The organism is Cryptosporangium aurantiacum (assembly GCF_900143005.1).
Lineage (GTDB): Bacteria > Actinomycetota > Actinomycetes > Mycobacteriales > Cryptosporangiaceae > Cryptosporangium > Cryptosporangium aurantiacum.
This window is the reverse complement of the sequence record NZ_FRCS01000002.1, coordinates 857,245-873,754: the sequence shown is the minus strand read 5'-3', so window position 1 is coordinate 873,754 and position 16,510 is coordinate 857,245. Positions and strand designations below refer to the sequence as shown.

Below are 16,510 nucleotides of genomic sequence, written 5' to 3'. Positions count from 1 at the left end.
GACCCGACGGCACCACCCTCGACCCACCCTGACACCAGCCGCAGGCCCCGGCCGGCCACCCGAAGCGCTCCCAGCGCTTCGGGCCATCGGCATGCCCACCGCGGCGCCTCGGACCGCCCACCCCGGCCAGGCGGCCCCGGCCAACCGCCTCGGATCGGCGGCCCCGGCCAACCGCCTCGGATCGGCGGCCCCGGCCAACCGCCTCGGATCGGCGGCCCCGGCCAACCGCCTCGGAGCTAGCGGGCGGTGCGTAACTCTCGGATCCAGGTGTCGACGTCACGGCGGCGGTAACCGCGGAGACCCACGGTGAACTTCGGCGGGTCACCGGCGCGGGCCTGGTCGGGGTGCTGCAGCGCCCACTCGACCCAGCGGTTGACCTCGAGCAGGTTGTAGCCACGCAGGACGATCGTGAACGTCGGCATCTGCCCAGTCTCCGGACGTCGGCAACCGGGCGTCACACCGGGCATCCCGGCACGACGGCCGGCACGAGGGCTGGCGCCCTGGCACGATGCCCGGCGCCCCGGCGCCCCGGCGCCCCGGCGCCCCGGCGCCCCGGCGCCCCGGCGCCCCGGCGCCCCGGCGCCCCGGCGCCCCGGCGCCCCGGCGCCCCGGCGCCCCGGCGCCCCGGCGCCCCGGCGCGACGCCCGGCACCCCGGCACGAGTCACGGTGTGGCGAGCGCCTCGGTCGGGGAGAGGCGGGACGCGCGCACGGCCGGATAGATGCCGGCGAGCCCGCCGATCACCAGCGTCGCCGTCGCACCGCCGACGACGGCCCAGAGCGGAATGACCGGGGTCCACTGCTGGAGCAGCGCGTATCCGGCCGTCCCGATCGCTCCCAGCAGCGCGCCGCCGAGCCCGCCGAGTGCCGCCAGCAGGAGTGACTCGGTCAGGAACTGCGCCCGGATCTGGGCGCGGGTCGCTCCGAGTGAACGGCGCAGGCCGATCTCGGCGCGGCGCTCCAGGACGGAGATCACCATTGTGTTCGCGACGCCGACGCCGCCGACCAGCAGCGCGACCGCGCCCAGGCCGAGCAGCAGCCGGGTGAACGCCTCGCCTGCGGCCTGCTTCGCGGTGAGCGCGTCGGACGGCCGGGAGACGTCGACCTCGTTTGGTGCCTCCGGGTTGGCCGTCGCACCGAGGACGTCGCTCACTGCCTGTACCTGGCTGTCCTGCGAGCGGGTGTAGATCGTGGTCGGACGTCCGTCGAACCCGAGCGCGGCGGCAGCTTCCCAGCCGATGAGCGCTGCGGTGTCCAGTTCCGGAGCGAGCGCGGCCGGGGCAAGGATCCCGACGACCGTGAACCACTCTCCACCGATCAGTACCCGCGTGTCCGGACCGGCGCGTCCGATGCCCAGCCGCTGGGCCGCCGCCGAGCCGAGCACGGTCGCGGGATAACGGCTGGTGGCAGCGTTGAGCCAGGTGCCGCTGCTGACCTTGCCCGCCACGGCCTCGAGTAGGTCGAGCCGCGCGGCGTAGACGCCGATGCCGTTGGTCTGCTCTGCCGGGATCTCGCCGGTGCGGTAGACCTTGGTGTCCTCGACGCGGCCGACCGCGGACACGCTCCGGACGGGGCGGATCCGGCCGACCATCGCCTCGGCGGTCTCCGGCAGCTGGGCTTGTTCGCCGACCAGCGTCGTGCCTGCGGAGGCGGTGAGCAGGTTGGTGCCCAGCGTGTCGAGGGTCCGGTCGAGCTCGGCCCGGGACGACGACGAGATGCCGACCACAGCGACCATCGACGCGATGCCGATCGCGATCCCGAGCGCGGAGAGGAACGCCCGGAGCGGCCGGGTGCGGAGGCCGACCATTCCGACCCTGACGACGTCGCCCGGGCGGAGCCGCGCCGGACGCGGAGGCCGGGTCATGAGGGCGCCCCGGAATCGAGACCCGCGGCTGTCCCGGTGCCGGGCCGGGCTTCGGAGTCGGGATCCGCGGCTGTCCCGGTGCCGGGCCGGGCTTCGGAGTCGGGATCCGCGGCTGTCCCGGTGCCGGGCCGGGCCCCGGGATCGAGACCCGCGGTCGTGCCCGCGCCCGAGTCGAGACTCGCGGTGGCCCCCGCGCCGGAGTCGGGACCCGCAGTGGTCCCCGCGCCGGGGTCGAGACCCGCGGCGGTCCCCGCGCCGGGGACGACCGAGGTGCCGCACGTGCCCGAGTCGGACACGATCTGGCCGTCGCGCATCTGCACCTGTCGCGGCAGGCTGTCGGCGATCTCCCGATCGTGGGTGATGACGACCACTGTCGTGCCCGCCGCATGCAGATCGCGCAGCAGCCGCATGACCCCGGCCCCGGACGCGGAATCTAGTGCTCCGGTTGGTTCGTCGGCCAGCAGGAGCGGCGGATCGCCGGCGACGGCGCGCGCGATCGCGACCCGCTGCCGCTCCCCGCCGGACAGCTCGTGCGGACGGTGGCTCAATCGGTGCGCCAGCCCGACGCGTTCCAGCGCATTCAACGCTCGGCGGCGTCGCTCCCGCTGCGGTGACCCGCCGTACAGCTGCCCGTCGGCGACGTTGTCCAGCGCGGTGACGCCCGCGGCCAGGTGGAACTGCTGGAACACGAAGCCGATCCGGCGCGCGCGCAGAGCGGAGAGCTCGTCGTCCCGGAGGTCGGCGACGTCGTAGCCGTTGATCCGCACGGTTCCCGAGGTCGGCCGGTCGAGCGTGCCGAGCAGGTTGAGCATCGTCGACTTGCCGGAGCCGGACGGACCGACGATGCCGACCAACTCACCCCGGTCGATTCGGAGCGACACGTCCCGCAGCGCGGCGACGCCCCCGCTGTATACCTTCGCAACGTCGGTCAGCGTGATCATTTTGGCATCCCGACGACGGTGCCCTCGCGGATCCCGCTGCCGGAGACCTCCACCCGGCCGCCGGAGAACAGCCCGGTCCGCACCGGGACGTAGCGGGTCGTGGTCCCGTCCACCACCTCCACACCGAAGCCACCCTCGCTCAGCGCCAGCAGCGCGGCGACCGGCACCGTGAGCACGTTCGCCCGCTCGGCGGCGGTGAACGTGACGTCGACCGACGCCAGTACGTATTCCTCAGCGGCCTTCTGGTCGGTCAATGCGACCACGACCTCGACCGTCGTCGTCGGGTCCTCACCCTGCTGGCCGCCGGGTTTGATCACGGTCGTCGAGGACGCGACGCGTCCGCTGGTCGTGCTCCGGTCCGGCAGCGTGACGTCGACCGTGGCGCCCTTCTCGGCGAGCCGCTGATCGGCCGCGTCCAGCTCGACCGTGACCTCCTTCGCGGTGCCGGTGTACGTCAGCACCGGGCGGCCCGGTCCCGTCGGGTCGCCGACCGAGGCCCGCAGGCCGTCGATGCGCACGGCGGCCGGCGCGAACACGACCCGCCCGAGTTCCACCGTGCCGGTCGCGTCGAGCTCGAGGTCGTCCTGCCACTCGGCGACGGCCGACGCGGTGGAGGACGTGTAGGTGTTGTCGGCCGTGAACCCGGAGTAGCCCAGCGCCTGCAGGTTGCGCTCGAGCTGCGCGACGTCCGGTCCCTCGGAGCCGACCGTGAGCGGACGATAGGCCGGAACGTTGCCGTACATCAGGATGACCGGCTCGTCGTCGATCGTGTACAGCGGCTTGCCGCGGGTGATCGTGGCGCCGCTGTCCGGCAGCTGGGTGACCGTTCCTGCGAGGCGGCTCGTCGCGGTTCGGGAGGTCCCGTAACCGAGCTGGCCGTCCACCGTCTGAGCGTCCTGGAGGGTCTGCCGCGTCACCCGCGCGGTGTTCGGGGGTAGGCCGGTCGCCGCGGTGTCGGCCGCCGAGTTGCTCGCTTCGCGCACGACCAGCACGCCTACCGCGGCGCAGGCCACCCCGACGGTGAGCAGCAGCGCGGTGACGCGACGACGTGATCGGCGCGGCGGCAGCTGTTCTGTGGAGGTGGGGGGCTCCGCGACTTCGGTGACGGTCACTGGCCGCCGCCCGAGAGGACGGATTCACACGCCTGCTGCGCGGCGGGGAAGTCGGGGTCGTCGCCGACTTCGGGGTTGATCCGGATGCCCGTCTGGCCGGGCTCGGGATCGGCGAACTTCTCCACGCCGTGCTGACGCATGCACTGGGCGAACGCTCGGTTCCGCTTGTCCGACTCGGCGTTCCCGCTCGAGTCCGCCTGCGGGTTGTACTCGCGGCAGGCCTCCATCGCGGCTTCGACCTTCTGCGGATCGGTTTCCTTGCCGAACTTCATGCGGACGCCTTTGCCCGGCTCCGGATCGGCCACGTCGAGGCCGTTCTCGCGGAGGCACTGAGCGAACTTCACGCCCATCTCGTCGCGCGAGATCGTGGGCGAGGCGCTGGCACCGGCGGCGGTCGAGCGGTCGGCGACGGACGCGACCTGGTCGTCGCCGTCGTCGGATCCGCATCCGGCCAGAACCAGCGCCAGCAGGAACGGAACGAGGGCAAGTGCCCGGGTTCGCCGCATGTCGTGGACTCCTTCGGTCGGGCCGGCCCGGTTATCCGGCCGGTCGCCAACGCATCCAACGCGGCGGCTCGTTTCCTCCGTGTACTGTGCGTTTCCGCAGCCCAGGGCCTATGCCTCGGATATAACGCCAGGGAAACGCACTGATCGGCGACGATGTCGAGATGCGCGTACTGGTGGTCGAGGACGAGCCGAAGCTCGCGGACACGATCGCGGAGTGGCTCCGGGAGGAAGCCCATGCGGTGGACGTCGCGTACGACGGCGACGCGGCGTTGGAGCGGCTGGCCGTCCACGACTACGACGTGGTGGTGCTCGACCGGAGCCTCCCGGTGGTGCACGGCGACGACGTCTGCCGGGAGATCGTCGGGGCCGGCTCCTCGGCGCGGGTGCTGATGCTCACCGCGGCGGCCGAGGTCACCGACCGGGTCGAAGGGCTGACGCTCGGCGCGGACGACTACCTGGTCAAGCCGTTCGCGTTCGCGGAGCTCGCGGCGCGGGTCCAGTCGCTGGGCAGGCGGAGCCGACCGGCGGCACCACCGGTGCTGAGCCGCGCCGGCGTCACGCTGGACCAGGCGCTGCACAAGGTGTTCCGCGACGGCAGTTACGTCCCGCTGGCCAAGAAGGAGTTCGGCGTCCTCGCCGAGTTGCTGCGGGCGAACGGCGCGCCGGTCTCCGCGGAGTTCCTGCTGGAGAAGGTGTGGGACGAGCACGCCGACCCGTTCAGCCCCGCGGTCCGGCTGACGATCCTCAAGCTGCGCCGGAAGCTCGGTGATCCACCGATCATCGAGACCGTCACCGCGGTCGGGTACCGGATCCCGTGACGGGCTCGGCTCGGCGGCGCGTCACCCTGCGGGCGCGGCTGACGCTCCTCTACGGCGGTCTGTTCCTGGTGGCCGGGTTGGTGCTTCTCGGCACCACGTACGTGCTGTTCAACCAGCAACTCGCCGGTTGGCGGACGCAGGTGCTGATCTCCAAAACGGCGCCCACCCCGTTGGCGTCTTCGTCGTCGTCGGCGTCCCCGTCGGTGGCTCCGGTCGTCACCACGTCGCAGCAGAACGACGTGCTGCGCTCGGTGGAGGACGAGCGACGACGGCTCCGTGAGGCCGCGACGAACTCGCTGCTGACGCAGGGCGGCATCGCGCTCGGTGCGGTGGGCCTGGCCGCCGGTGCGCTGGGCTGGCTCATCGCCGGGCGGGTGCTCGCCCCGCTCTACCAGGTCACCGACACCGCGCGGCGGATCGCGTCGGCACCCGCGGCGGGAAGCGGGCTGCACGAGCGGATACCGCTGCGCGGCCCGGACGACGAGGTACGTGAGCTGGCTGCCACGTTCAACACGATGCTCGAGCGTCTCGACCGGTCATTCGACGGGCAGCGGCGGTTCGTCGCGAACGCCAGCCACGAGCTGCGGACGCCGCTGACCGTCGGCCGTGCCCTGGTCGAGCTGGCGATGAAACGGAAGACCGCGTCCGCCGACACGCGGCGGCTCGGCGAGGACCTGCTCCAGATCAACGCGCGGCACGAGCGGCTGATCACTGGCTTGCTGCTGATGGCCACCTCGGAGAACGAGCTGACCGAACGGCGTCCGGTCGATCTGGCTGACGTCGCCGCGCACGTGCTGGCCCAGGCCGGTCCGGACGCCCGGGCCGCCGGCGTCACGTTGCAGGACGAGTTGGGGGAGGCGGTCACGCTCGGGGACGCCCAGATGCTCGAGCGGATCGTGCACAACCTGGTGGAGAACGGGATCCGGTACAACGTCGAGGGCGGGTGGGTGCGGGTGGTGACCCGGATCGGCGACGGTGGTTCGCCGGAGGTCGTGGTAACCAACACCGGCCCGGTCGTACCACCGCACGACGTCCCGGTGCTGTTCGACGCCTTCCACCGGCTGCCGGACCAGCGTTCGGTGACCGCGGCCGGTGTCGGTCTGGGCTTGTCGATCGTCCGTGCGGTGGCCACCACCCACGGGGGCCGGGCCTCTGCGGTCGCCCGGGACGGCGGTGGGCTCGTCGTCACGGTCGCCCTTCCCCCCGCGTCGATCTAGCCCGGAGCGGTGATCAAGCCCCGAGCATCGATCTAGCCCTCGGCGTCGATCTAGGAGACGCGCGCCGACCGGGGCGGGTGGCTGCCGACGAACGAGCCGCCCTCGGCCGGGTCGGGCAGCGTGAACCACGCGACGGTGCCGCCGGCCGGGCTGGCGTCCAGCCCGATCTGGCCGCCGTGCGCGTTGATGATCCGGCGGGCGGTGGCCAGACCGATGCCTGCGCCCTCGGCGCTGGAGTCGTGCGGGTCGTGCACGCGGGTCAGCGGGCTGAACGCCTCCTCGCGGCGGTCGCGGGGTACGCCGATGCCGTTGTCGACCACTTCGATCCGCCAGGCGTGGTCCTGGCGGCAGCTGTGCAGCGCGATCAGCGGCGGGCGCTCCGGGTGCCGGTACTTCGCGGCGTTCGAGATCAGGTTCTGCAGCACCGCCCGCAGCTGCGTGGGGTCCACGCGGACGGTCGGCAGCGGCCCGACGTCGAGCTGGGCGCCGACCGCCGACAGCGCGGGCGCGAGGTCGTGGCGCACCTCCTCGACCAGGTTGCGCAGCGCGACCGGCTCGCGGCGGAGCTCACCGCCGAGTTTCGCGAACCCGAGCAGGTCGGTGATCAGGTCGCTCATCCGGTGGGTCGAGGACAGCGCTCGCGCGACGTATTCGGAGGACGGGGTGTCGTGCGGCACCGAGTACTGCAGCTCCTCGAGGAACCCGTTGATCGCGGTCAGCGGGTTGCGCAGGTCGTGGCTGACCTGCCCGGCGAACGCGTGCAACGCTTCGTTGGAGCGGGTCAGCTCGGCCCGGACCTCGGCCAGCTCGGCGACGGCGTCCACCAGCTTCGACGTCCGGCGACGCAGCTCCAGCGCGTCGTCCACCTGGCGGGCGAGCAGGCCGAGGCCGCGGATCCGCCGGTCGTCGAGGGAGCGCGCCTCGTCGTCGAAGACGCAGAGCGTGCCGAGCACCAGACCCTGCGGGTTACGCAAGTGGGTCGCGGCGTAGAAGCGGAAGGCAGCACGCTCGCCGGTGACGTACGGGTTGTCAGCGAAACGGGGATCGCTGCGGGTGTCGTTGACGATGACCTGACCGGGCTCGTCGAGGATCACGTTGCACATCGAGTCGGCGCGGTCGCACACGCCCGGTTCGCGTCCGAATCCGGCAATCGAGTGCTGGGTGTTCTCGCCCATCAGGTTGACCAGCGCGGTCGGCGTGCCGGAGATGTCCGCGGCCAGCTCGGCGAGCGCGTTCAGGTCCGGTGCCGGAGGGTGACCGATGACGTCGTACGGCGCGATCAACGCGTCTCGGTCGATCCGCCCCACCAAACCGATTCCCGCCCCTCGAACGATGCCGCTAACCGCCATTATAGGCGGTTAGCGGCAATTCGTTACGATTGGGTGGCGGTGGCCCCGTTGACCCGGTGGAGCTTCGCGAGCCGGTTCTCCAGGTTGAGGATGACGGCCGGCCGCGAGGCGTGCGCGCGCTCGTACGCGAGCAACGTCAGGATGTCCTGGTCGCTGAGCGACCGGGTGCGCTGACGGATCGCCGCGATCGTCAGGCCGTCCCAGTTCTTCACCGGCAGCTCGTCGTTCGCGGTGAGGGACTTCGCGGCGTCCGGGCTCACCTCGGCCAGCAGCGCGGCTGCCTCCGCGTGGGCCGCGGCGGGCGTCGGCGCACCCTCGGCGGACGGCACCTTCGCCACATGCGCCGGGCGCACGGGCGTGGGGGTTGGCGGAGTTGCGGGCTGCGTCGGCTTCGCGGCTTCGGGCCGGTGGCCGGGCAGCAGGCTCCAGAGCGTCTCGGCGGCGGCCGGACTGACCTTCGCCAAGGTGTGGACTGCGGGGCGACCGGCGGTGCGTACCAGGCTGAAGAGTGGCGCGGCGGTCCGCCCGACTACCCAGCCCGCGAAGCGGAAAGTCTTGGTCAGCAACTTCTCCGCCGGGTCCGCCACGCGGCGGGCGACGTCGGTCAGCACGGGATCTCCTCCGAAATGTCGGCGGGAACGCGTTTTGGCAGTACCCGCGTGGGGTCTCGACAAACTCCATGGTGACAAGGCCGCGTTTCGGTGGCAGGCGTGGCAGGGTTTCCCCGGATCGATCGACGAGGAGGAGACCATGTCGCTTGACCGTCCGCAGGCGCCCGACCCCTACGCGTTGCTGCCCGCAGTCCCGTCATTCACGGTGACGAGTACCGACGTTTCCGCGGATACCCAGCTCGACCTGGCGCAGGTTGCCAAGGACGCCGGTGGTCAGGACGTTTCGCCGCAGCTGTCCTGGTCGGGGTTCCCGGCCGAGACGAAGAGCTTCGTGGTGACCTGCTTCGACCCGGACGCGCCGACGCCTTCCGGGTTCTGGCACTGGCTCGCGGTGAACCTGCCGGCCTCGGTGACCGAGCTCGCGACCGGCGCCGGTGCCGACGACAGCAGCCTGCCCAGCGGGGCGTTCCACGTCCGCAACGACTACGGCACTCGGAACTACGGTGGTGCGGCGCCGCCGCCCGGTGACCAGGTTCACCGCTACTACTTCGTCGTCCACGCGGTGGGTATCGAGGCCCTTGACGTCACGCCGGACGTCACCCCGGCGGTGGTGTCGTTCAACCTCGCGTTCCACACCGTCGCGCGGGGCCTGCTGGTCCCGACCTACCGGCACTGATACGCAGGTCAGGGGGCCGGGCACATTTTGTGCCCGGCCCCCTGGCGTTAGCGCTTTACGTCGGGGCTTAGGATCGTCCAGAGAGGACTGTTGAGGCACGATGGCCCTCTGACACCGCCGGTCGAGGTGGGCTTCTGGGTGCTGCCGGAGCCTCGGACCACATCGCTGATCGGCTCCTTGGGTGTGACTGCTGTGCAATATTGAGGTTCGGCAGCGTCCACACTGTTTCCCGACGTCTTCCCCCGACGAGGAGCGATGGTCCCTGAACAGCGCCGCCAGCAAATCGTGACCGCCCTGGGCACGCGGGGCATGGTGCGGGCGGACGACCTGGCCAACCAACTCGGCGTCTCGCTCGAGACCATTCGGCGCGACCTGAACGAGTTGGAACGCCGTGGCGAACTCACCCGTGTTTACGGAGGAGCCACGCGGGCCCCGAAACGATCGGAGAGCTGGGAGCGGCGAGTCGCCTCCCGGGTTCCGGCGAAGCGTGCGATCGCCCGCTACGCGATCCGTCTACTCCGGCCACAGCAGACGGTCGTGTTCGACATGGGCACCACGATCTACGAGGCGGCGAAGGCATTACCCGCCGACTGGGTCGGTTCGGTGCTCACCACCTCGGGCCATGTGGCCCAGCACCTCTCGGACTATCCGGGCGTCCGGGTGCAGTTGGTGCCCGGTCAGGTCCGAGAGGAGGAGCTGTCGGTCTCCGGCCCGGAGGCCGAACAAGTCTTCGCCGGCGGTTTCTCGGACGTCGCGCTGGTTTGCGCGGGCGGTGTGCACCCGCAGGCCGGGTTGACCGGCTGTCACGAGGGTGAGGCCGCGGTCCGGCGGCACATGATCGCGCGCAGCTTCGAGCGCTACGTGCTGGCCGACTCGTCCAAACTCGGGCGGGTCTCGCAGTACCGGGTCACCGATCTGAGTTCGATCACCGCGGTGATCACCGACTCGGAAGTGACGAAGGACGTGCTCGACGCGCTGGTCGCGCGAGGGCTGCGGGTGCACGTGGCGCCTCCGGTCCCGGTCGACCAGCCGGCGTAGGTCTCTCTTCGGGAGGCTCCGGGGCCTCCCGAAGAACTACGGTGGGTGCTTTGCCCTATTTGGGTATGCTCGTACTTGTCTGAGCAGAACTCTGAGGGGCGGGCGTCAACGGTGACCGCGACCTGGGCTGGTGTCTGCCGGCCGGTCGGGGCGGCTTCGGCCGGACTGGCGCTCGGGCTTGCCTGGACGTCGGGTGCGGTCGCCACGCCGGTGCCCCCTCTCGCGGACGACGTCGCCGCAGTCATGCACGTCGTCCAACTCGCGGACGAGCCGATCGCCGCGTACGCCGGAGGCCGGTCCACCGGAGCCGACCCGCTGGCCGGTACCCGTCCGCGCCGGGGACAGCGCCTCGCGCTGGACTCGGACGCCGTCCGGCGGTACCGCGACCACCTGGACCGGCAGCGCCGGGCAGTACTGGCCCGGCTGCCGGGCGTGCGGCCGGTGTACGCCTATCGGTGGGCGCTCAACGGCTTCGCCGCCGCGCTCACCCCGGATCAGGTGGCTGCCGCGCGTCGGCTGCCGGGTGTCCGGTCGGTCATTCGGGACGACGTTCACACGCTGGACGCCGTCGAGCCTGCCGGAACCACGGAGTTCCTCGGGCTGCCCGGACCGGGCGGAGCCTGGGCGCCGCTGGGCGGACCCTCGCGAGCCGGCGCCGGGACCGTCATCGGGTTCGTCGACTCCGGGATCTGGGCCGACCACCCGAGTTTTGCCGGGAAGCGCCCGCCTGCTCCGCGGTTCCGGGGCAGGTGCGACGGAAGTGCGCTGGAGGCGGGGCGGATCGTCGGGTCGTTCCGCTGCCGGGGTGCGGTGGTCGGCGCCCGCTGGTACCTCGACGGGCTCGGCCGGAAGACGCCGGACGTGTCCGACCCCCGCTCACCGGCCGACTCCGACGGGCACGGCACGCACACGGCGGCGGTGGCCGCAGGCTCCGACGGCGTTCCGGCGACGCTCGGCACCCTCTCGGGGGTGGCTCCTGCAGCCCGGATCGCGGCGTACAAGGCCTGCTGGCGCGTCGACGGGGAAGCGACCTGCGCGGAGTCCGACACGGTCGCCGCTGTGGACCAGGCGGTCGCCGACGGCGTCGATGTGCTGAACGTGGCGATCGAGGGCGCGTCCGGGGGTTCGCCCGCCGACGATCCGCTCGCGGCCGCCCTGTACCGGGCCGCGCAGGCCGGGACGTTCGTCGCCACCTCGGCAGGCAACGGCGGACCGGCCGCCGACACCGCCCACGGCAAGCCATGGCTCACCACGGTCGCCGCCGGAACCTACGACCGGCGTCCGGTGGCCGGCGTGCGGCTCGGGGACGGCACCCGCCTCACCGGTGTGGGCCTCGGCACCGGAACCTCGCAGCGGCCCCTGGCTGACGCCGCCGACGCTGCCGCGCCCGGCGTCCGGAAGACCTCGGCCCAGCAGTGCCGGCGGCAGTCGCTCGATCCGGCGAAGATCCGCGGCCGGATCGTGCTCTGCCTCCGGGGCGGCAACGGCCGGGTGGAGAAGAGCGCCGAGGTCGCGCGGGCGGGCGGCGTCGGCATGGTGCTCGCGAACCCGAACGTCGACGAACTCGCCGCCGACGTGCACGCGGTCCCGGCCGTCCACGTCGACAACGGCGCCTACCAGCGGCTGCGGGACTACATCCGGTCGTCGCGTCCGACCGCCGCGCTCGAACCCGCGCGGATGCGCTCGACCGGCGTCACGCGCCCCGAGGTCGCCGAGTACTCCGCACGCGGCCCGGACGGCGACTCGCTGGCGCCCGACCTGATGGCGCCGGGCACCGACGTTGTCGCCGCGGTCCCGCCCGCCCGGACCGGTACGCCGTTCGGGCTCCGCTCCGGTACCTCGGTCGCCGCACCCCAGGTTGCGGGCGCGGCGGCACTGCTGCGGAGCCGATACCCGCGCTGGTCGCCCGCCGCGGTGAAGTCCGCGCTGCTGACCTCGGCGACGACCAGGGACGCCGCCGGAACGCCGATCACTACCCAGGGTGGCGAGATCGCCGGGCCGGCCGAGTACGGGTCGGGCGCGCTGTCGGTGCGACAGGCGCTGGAGCCCGGCCTGATCTTCGACTCGGCGGCGGCCGCCACCGCGCCGTACAGCGCGCAGAACACTCCCGCGGTGGTGATCGGTGCGCTGGCAGGCGTCCGGACCGTACGGCGGACCGTGACGAACGTCGGGGACACCACCGCGGAGTACGTGGCACGCGTGGACGAGCCACCCGGCGTCGACGTGGCGGTCAGCCCGGCCCGGCTGACCCTCCGACCGGGAGAGACGGCCCGGTTCACGGTGACCGCGCATCGGATCTCGGCCCCGTACGACCAGCTGGCGGTCGGGGCGATCACCTGGTCGGACGGTGTCCACCGGGTGCGGATGCCGGTCGCGGTCACGCCGGTTGTCGTCGCCGCACCGCAGGCGGTGCAGCTCGGCGGCACGCTCACCGTCGTCCCCGGCTTCACCGGCAGGCTCAGTGCTCGGATCGCCGGGCCGGTGCCTGCGGTCGGGCACACCACCAGGCTGCGGGTGACCGGGAAGTCGTCGCGCTTCGATGCTTCCGCTCCCGAGGCGTCCGACCAGGTCGCGCGGTTCACCGTGACCGTGCCGGAGGGCACTGCGCTGGCCCGCTTCGCCACCGACGCCGAAGACCACCCGATCGGCACCGACTTGGACCTCGTGGTGTTCCGGGACGGCGAGCGGGTGGGGCGCAGCGGCGGATCGGCTGCCGATGAGCGGGTTGATTTGTCGACACCGGAAGCGGGCCGGTACGACGTGTACGTCCGGTTGATCGCGGCGCCGGGCTCCGGGCCGCTGCCGGTCCGGATGGATTCGTACCTGGTCTCCGACGGTGCGCCCGCCGCGGAGCGGTCGGTGAACACGGGGACGCCGCTGCGGCTGAGTGGCCTTCGACCCACTGGCCCCGGGCGATGGCTCGGTCGGATCGTCTGGTCCGACGGGGGGACAGGCGAGGCGACGACGCTGGTGAGCGGACGTACCGGGGTCAGCGACGGGCCCGTAGGCGACTGATCGCCGTACACAGCTCGCCGCGAGCCGAGAGTTCGGCGGCAACCGGTTCGAGCACGGCCTCGGCCGCCACCTGCTCCACCCGGCTCCGGATCCGACGCCGGGCGAGCGCTGCCCGCCGCCGCGCACCGAACGCCCCGAGACGCGCGCTGAGGAAACCCAGGATCAACCCGACGACGACGCCACCCAGCAGCATCGCGGTGGGCACCGGAACGTCCCACCCGCCCGCTTCGAGATCCGGCAGTGGCGGCTCGGGCAGCCGGAACCAGTCCAGGACGAACAGGCCGATCAGCCAGAGTGCGCCGGCCAGCGCGGTCAGCGCCAACAGGTTCTGCACGACTCGGATCAGCGCCCACCAGCGGGGGCGCCGAGCCAGGCCCAGGTCAGCACCGGCGACCGCGCGGTCGAGCAGGTCGGGGAGTTGTTCACGGCGGCCGGTGGCGGCGCGGGTCAGGACCGTCGGCCACGGATCGGGTAGACCCGCGGTGGTGCGGTCCACGAGGTTCCGGAGTGCGGTGTCGACTCGGGCCTGCTGCACAGCCGAGGGGCCCGGGAGTGCGGTGCGGACGAGTTCGCTCGGGTTGTCCGGACCTGAACCCAGCCGCGCACCCGGCAGCCCGAGACGCGTCGCCGCGCTCGGACGCACCCGCGCCAGCCAGCGGGTCATCGGCCACCCGGTCGCGGCCCTGGTCCGGCTGCGGTGGGTGCGGGCGACGGCCAGCGCGACGGCGTCCGCACCGGAGGCCTCGGTCAGCGCACCGATCACGGCCGCCCGGTCGGCCCGGTCGACGTCCGAGGCTCCGGACGGGCCGCAGACCGGTTCCAGCTCGTCGCCGAGTGCACGCAGGTCGGCGTTCAGCCGCCGTACCGACGCCTCGTGCGCGGCCACCGCGTCGACCAGCCGGGAGCGCAGCGCGGGCACCCCGTCCCCGGTCCGTGCGGAGACCGGTAGCACCGGCACGCCGTCCAGCCCTTCCCGCTGCAGCAGCCCACGCAGGTCGGCCAGCACGCCGTCGCGGGCCGTGGTGGGCACCCGGTCGATCTGGTTGAACGCCACGACCGTGACGTCGGCGTGCGTGCGCAGCGGGCGCAGGTAGTGGTCGTGCAACGCCGAATCGGCGTACTTCTGCGGGTCGACGACCCAGATCACCAGGTCGACGAGCTCCACCAGCCGGTCGACCTCGAGCCGGTGGTTCACCTTCACCGAATCGACATCCGGCAGGTCGAGCAGCACCAGCCCGGCCAAATCATCGGCACCCTCGTCACCCAGGTGGTGCCGACGCTGGACGCCCAGCCAGTCGAGCAGCGGCGCAGCACCGTCCGGGTCCCAGATCGCCGCCTGGGCCGTCGACGTCACCGGGCGACGCAGGCCGGTCGCCGCCAGCTCCGTGCCCACCAGCGCGTTGAACAGCGACGACTTGCCGCTCCCCGTGGTGCCGGCCAGCGCGACGACCGTGTGCTCGGCTCCGAGCCGCAGCCGCTGGGCGGCCTTACCGGACAGCCGCTCGGCGGTCGCCAGCGCGTCCGGGTCGAGCCGCGCGGGGCCGAGCGCGACGATCCGGTCGAGCGCGGCGAGACGCGGCGCGAGCGCGGGTTCGGCGGCCGATCGGGCGAGCAGTGTCATCGCACCAGCCCCGGTTGCCGCAGGTACGAGCGCAGCGCGGTCTCGAACTCGGCCAGCGCGTCACGGAGCGCCGTCGTCTCGTCAGCGGTGGGCGCTACGGCGTCCACCCGCTCCGAGAACCGCTGCTGCTCGTCGTCCAACAGCGTTTCGACGGTCGTCAGCAGGTCGTCGCGAGCCCGGGCCGCGAGGGTCCGGACCGCGGCGTCGCCGAAGATCGCCTCGAGCACCTTCTGGCTGACCGCGGACGTCCCACCCGCAACCACGACCTCCAGGCCGGTGAGGCCGGCGGTCTGGGCGAACACCGCGAGCATCAGGACCAGCCCGGCGCCGTTCACGCCGAACGACGTCAGCCGCGCGACGCTCCGGCGGTGGCCGCCTTCGTCCCGGACCAGGTCGAGCACCCGCTCCTGCCAGGCGCGGATCTCGTGCTCCAGGCGGGGCCCGAACTCGGCCGACGACCGCCGCAGCTCGTCGCGGATCAGCGCGCGCCCGGCGGGGCTGGACCGCCACAACTCGGTGGTCTGCTCGGCAGCCCGGTCGGACGCCGCCCGCACGAGCGCGTGCAGGTTGCCCTCGACGGCGTGCTCCACGGCCTCGGCGGCTGGCGGGCGGCCGGTGAAAAACGCGGTGACCCGGTCGCGGAGCGCCCCGATCTTGGCTTCCAGGTTGCGGGTGAACTGGCCGGTGCCGACGAACTCCTGCCAGCGGGCCAGCACCTCGCCGCGCAGCACGGTGCCGCTGCGCACGCCCTCGTCGACGGCGTCCACTGCGGCCTCGTAGCGCTCGGCGGCCTGGCCGCGTAGCTCGCCTGCGGTTCGCAACTGCTGGTCCAGCTGGTCGGAGAGGCCGGTCACGCGGTCGTGGAGGCTGGTCAGTGCCCCGGTCAGCGTCGTGCGGATGACCGCGTCCCTGGCGTCGGCGTCGGCCGCGAGATCGTCCAGCCAGATGCCCAGCTGGGCGATCTGCGCATCCGGGATGCGCTCGGCTTCCAGCTCGACCTCGGGGATCGCGAACACGGCGGTGTCGCCGAGGTGCTCGGCGGCGAGCATCGAACGGAGGTGGTCGCCGATCTCCTTGACACCCTCGGGCGGCACCCGGTTGAGGACGATCGCGAGTGCGGTGGTGCGCTGGGCTGCGGTGTGCAGGAGGTCCCAGGGGACGGCGTCGGCGTAGCGGGCGGCGGTGGTGACGAAGATCCAGAGGTCCGCGGCGGCCAGCAGCTGACCGGCCAAATCCCGGTTCTCGGCGACGACCGAGTCGATGTCCGGCGGATCCAGCAGCGCGAGCCCCTGCGGTACGGCGTCATGCGGCACCAGCTGCAGCGTGCGCGCACCCGCGTCGGCATCCGGCCCGGAACCCGACCCGGAAGGCCGCCCGGTCGTCCGCGACAGCCCCGGCAGGATGCGGTCGGTCTCGAACCACCCGACGTCGTCCGGGTGGCAGACGAGCACCGGCGCGCGGGTCGTCGGCCGGAGCCACCCGGCCTTCGTCACCTCGGCCCCGACCAGCGTGTTCACCAACGTCGACTTGCCGGCCCCGGTGGAGCCGCCGACCGCGACCAGCATCGGGGCGTCCAGCTGGCGCAACCTCGGCAGCAGATAGTCGTCCACCTGACCGACGAGCTCGGACTGCGACCGGCGGGCGCCCTCGGCGTCCACCACCGCCAGACCGAGCCGGACCCGGGCCACCGAGGCGCGCAGCGCCTCCAGCGCGTCGGCGAGCCGTGGACCGTCCATGCCCGAGG

The 16,510-nt window shown here is 72.8% G+C and carries 13 protein-coding genes and 1 pseudogene; 5 read left to right on the top strand and 9 right to left on the bottom strand.

Annotation, left to right across the window (positions count from 1 at the left end):
- Positions 1 to 236: 236 nt before the first annotated feature.
- From BUB75_RS45015 to BUB75_RS10800, 5 genes and pseudogenes are all read right to left on the bottom strand, one after another.
- Positions 237 to 422: a hypothetical protein gene (locus BUB75_RS45015; RefSeq protein ID WP_073255050.1), complete on the bottom strand. Its 186-nt coding sequence runs from the start codon at positions 420 to 422 to the stop codon at positions 237 to 239.
- A gap of 240 nt (positions 423 to 662) precedes the next feature.
- On the bottom strand, positions 663 to 1,862 hold the full coding sequence (locus tag BUB75_RS10815; RefSeq protein ID WP_073255047.1) for an ABC transporter permease: 1,200 nt from the start codon (positions 1,860 to 1,862) through the stop codon (positions 663 to 665).
- Between the two features lie 284 nt (positions 1,863 to 2,146).
- Positions 2,147 to 2,803: pseudogene (locus BUB75_RS10810) on the bottom strand (ABC transporter ATP-binding protein); the annotation flags it as partial.
- Positions 2,800 to 3,915 (bottom strand): efflux RND transporter periplasmic adaptor subunit, encoded by a 1,116-nt coding sequence (locus BUB75_RS10805; protein WP_084740719.1) that lies wholly within the window; start codon positions 3,913 to 3,915, stop codon positions 2,800 to 2,802. The gene BUB75_RS10805 and the pseudogene BUB75_RS10810, both read right to left, overlap by 4 nt.
- The gene (locus BUB75_RS10800; protein ID WP_073255044.1) at positions 3,912 to 4,421 is read right to left on the bottom strand and encodes a hypothetical protein; all 510 of its coding nucleotides are present in this window, start codon (positions 4,419 to 4,421) and stop codon (positions 3,912 to 3,914) included. Before BUB75_RS10800 ends, BUB75_RS10805 begins: the two co-directional genes overlap by 4 nt.
- 161 nt (positions 4,422 to 4,582) lie before the next feature.
- On the opposite strand from BUB75_RS10800, the gene BUB75_RS10795 reads away from it, so the two are divergent.
- Both BUB75_RS10795 and BUB75_RS10790 read left to right on the top strand, forming a co-directional pair.
- Complete coding sequence (locus BUB75_RS10795) at positions 4,583 to 5,239, top strand: response regulator transcription factor (RefSeq protein WP_073255041.1); 657 nt, start codon at positions 4,583 to 4,585, stop codon at positions 5,237 to 5,239.
- The gene (locus BUB75_RS10790) at positions 5,236 to 6,456 is read left to right on the top strand and encodes a sensor histidine kinase (protein ID WP_073255038.1); all 1,221 of its coding nucleotides are present in this window, start codon (positions 5,236 to 5,238) and stop codon (positions 6,454 to 6,456) included. The genes BUB75_RS10795 and BUB75_RS10790 overlap by 4 nt, the downstream gene beginning before the upstream one ends.
- Positions 6,457 to 6,506: 50 nt before the next feature.
- Here BUB75_RS10790 and BUB75_RS10785 read toward each other — a convergent pair whose 3' ends face one another.
- Positions 6,507 to 7,763, bottom strand: a complete 1,257-nt coding sequence (locus BUB75_RS10785) for a GAF domain-containing sensor histidine kinase (protein ID WP_073255034.1) — start codon at positions 7,761 to 7,763, stop codon at positions 6,507 to 6,509.
- A gap of 65 nt (positions 7,764 to 7,828) precedes the next feature.
- A complete protein-coding gene (locus BUB75_RS10780) occupies positions 7,829 to 8,416 on the bottom strand; it encodes a hypothetical protein (protein WP_073255031.1) in 588 nt (195 codons plus the stop codon).
- A 139-nt stretch (positions 8,417 to 8,555) separates the two neighbouring features.
- Between BUB75_RS10780 and BUB75_RS10775 the strand changes: the two genes are divergently transcribed.
- From BUB75_RS10775 to BUB75_RS48110, 3 genes are all read left to right on the top strand, one after another.
- Complete coding sequence (locus BUB75_RS10775) at positions 8,556 to 9,092, top strand: YbhB/YbcL family Raf kinase inhibitor-like protein (RefSeq protein WP_073255314.1); 537 nt, start codon at positions 8,556 to 8,558, stop codon at positions 9,090 to 9,092.
- A gap of 255 nt (positions 9,093 to 9,347) precedes the next feature.
- Complete coding sequence (locus tag BUB75_RS10770; protein WP_073255029.1) at positions 9,348 to 10,130, top strand: DeoR/GlpR family DNA-binding transcription regulator; 783 nt, start codon at positions 9,348 to 9,350, stop codon at positions 10,128 to 10,130.
- 111 nt (positions 10,131 to 10,241) lie between these two features.
- Complete coding sequence (locus BUB75_RS48110) at positions 10,242 to 13,145, top strand: S8 family serine peptidase (protein WP_073255026.1); 2,904 nt, start codon at positions 10,242 to 10,244, stop codon at positions 13,143 to 13,145.
- Here BUB75_RS48110 and BUB75_RS10760 read toward each other — a convergent pair.
- Complete coding sequence (locus tag BUB75_RS10760) at positions 13,120 to 14,766, bottom strand: GTPase (protein WP_073255023.1); 1,647 nt, start codon at positions 14,764 to 14,766, stop codon at positions 13,120 to 13,122. The genes BUB75_RS48110 and BUB75_RS10760 overlap by 26 nt on opposite strands.
- Positions 14,763 to 16,502 carry a dynamin family protein gene (locus BUB75_RS10755; RefSeq protein ID WP_073255020.1) on the bottom strand — a complete coding sequence of 580 codons (1,740 nt, stop codon included), beginning with the start codon at positions 16,500 to 16,502 and terminating at the stop codon, positions 14,763 to 14,765. The genes BUB75_RS10760 and BUB75_RS10755 overlap by 4 nt, the downstream gene beginning before the upstream one ends.
- Positions 16,503 to 16,510 lie beyond the last annotated feature (8 nt).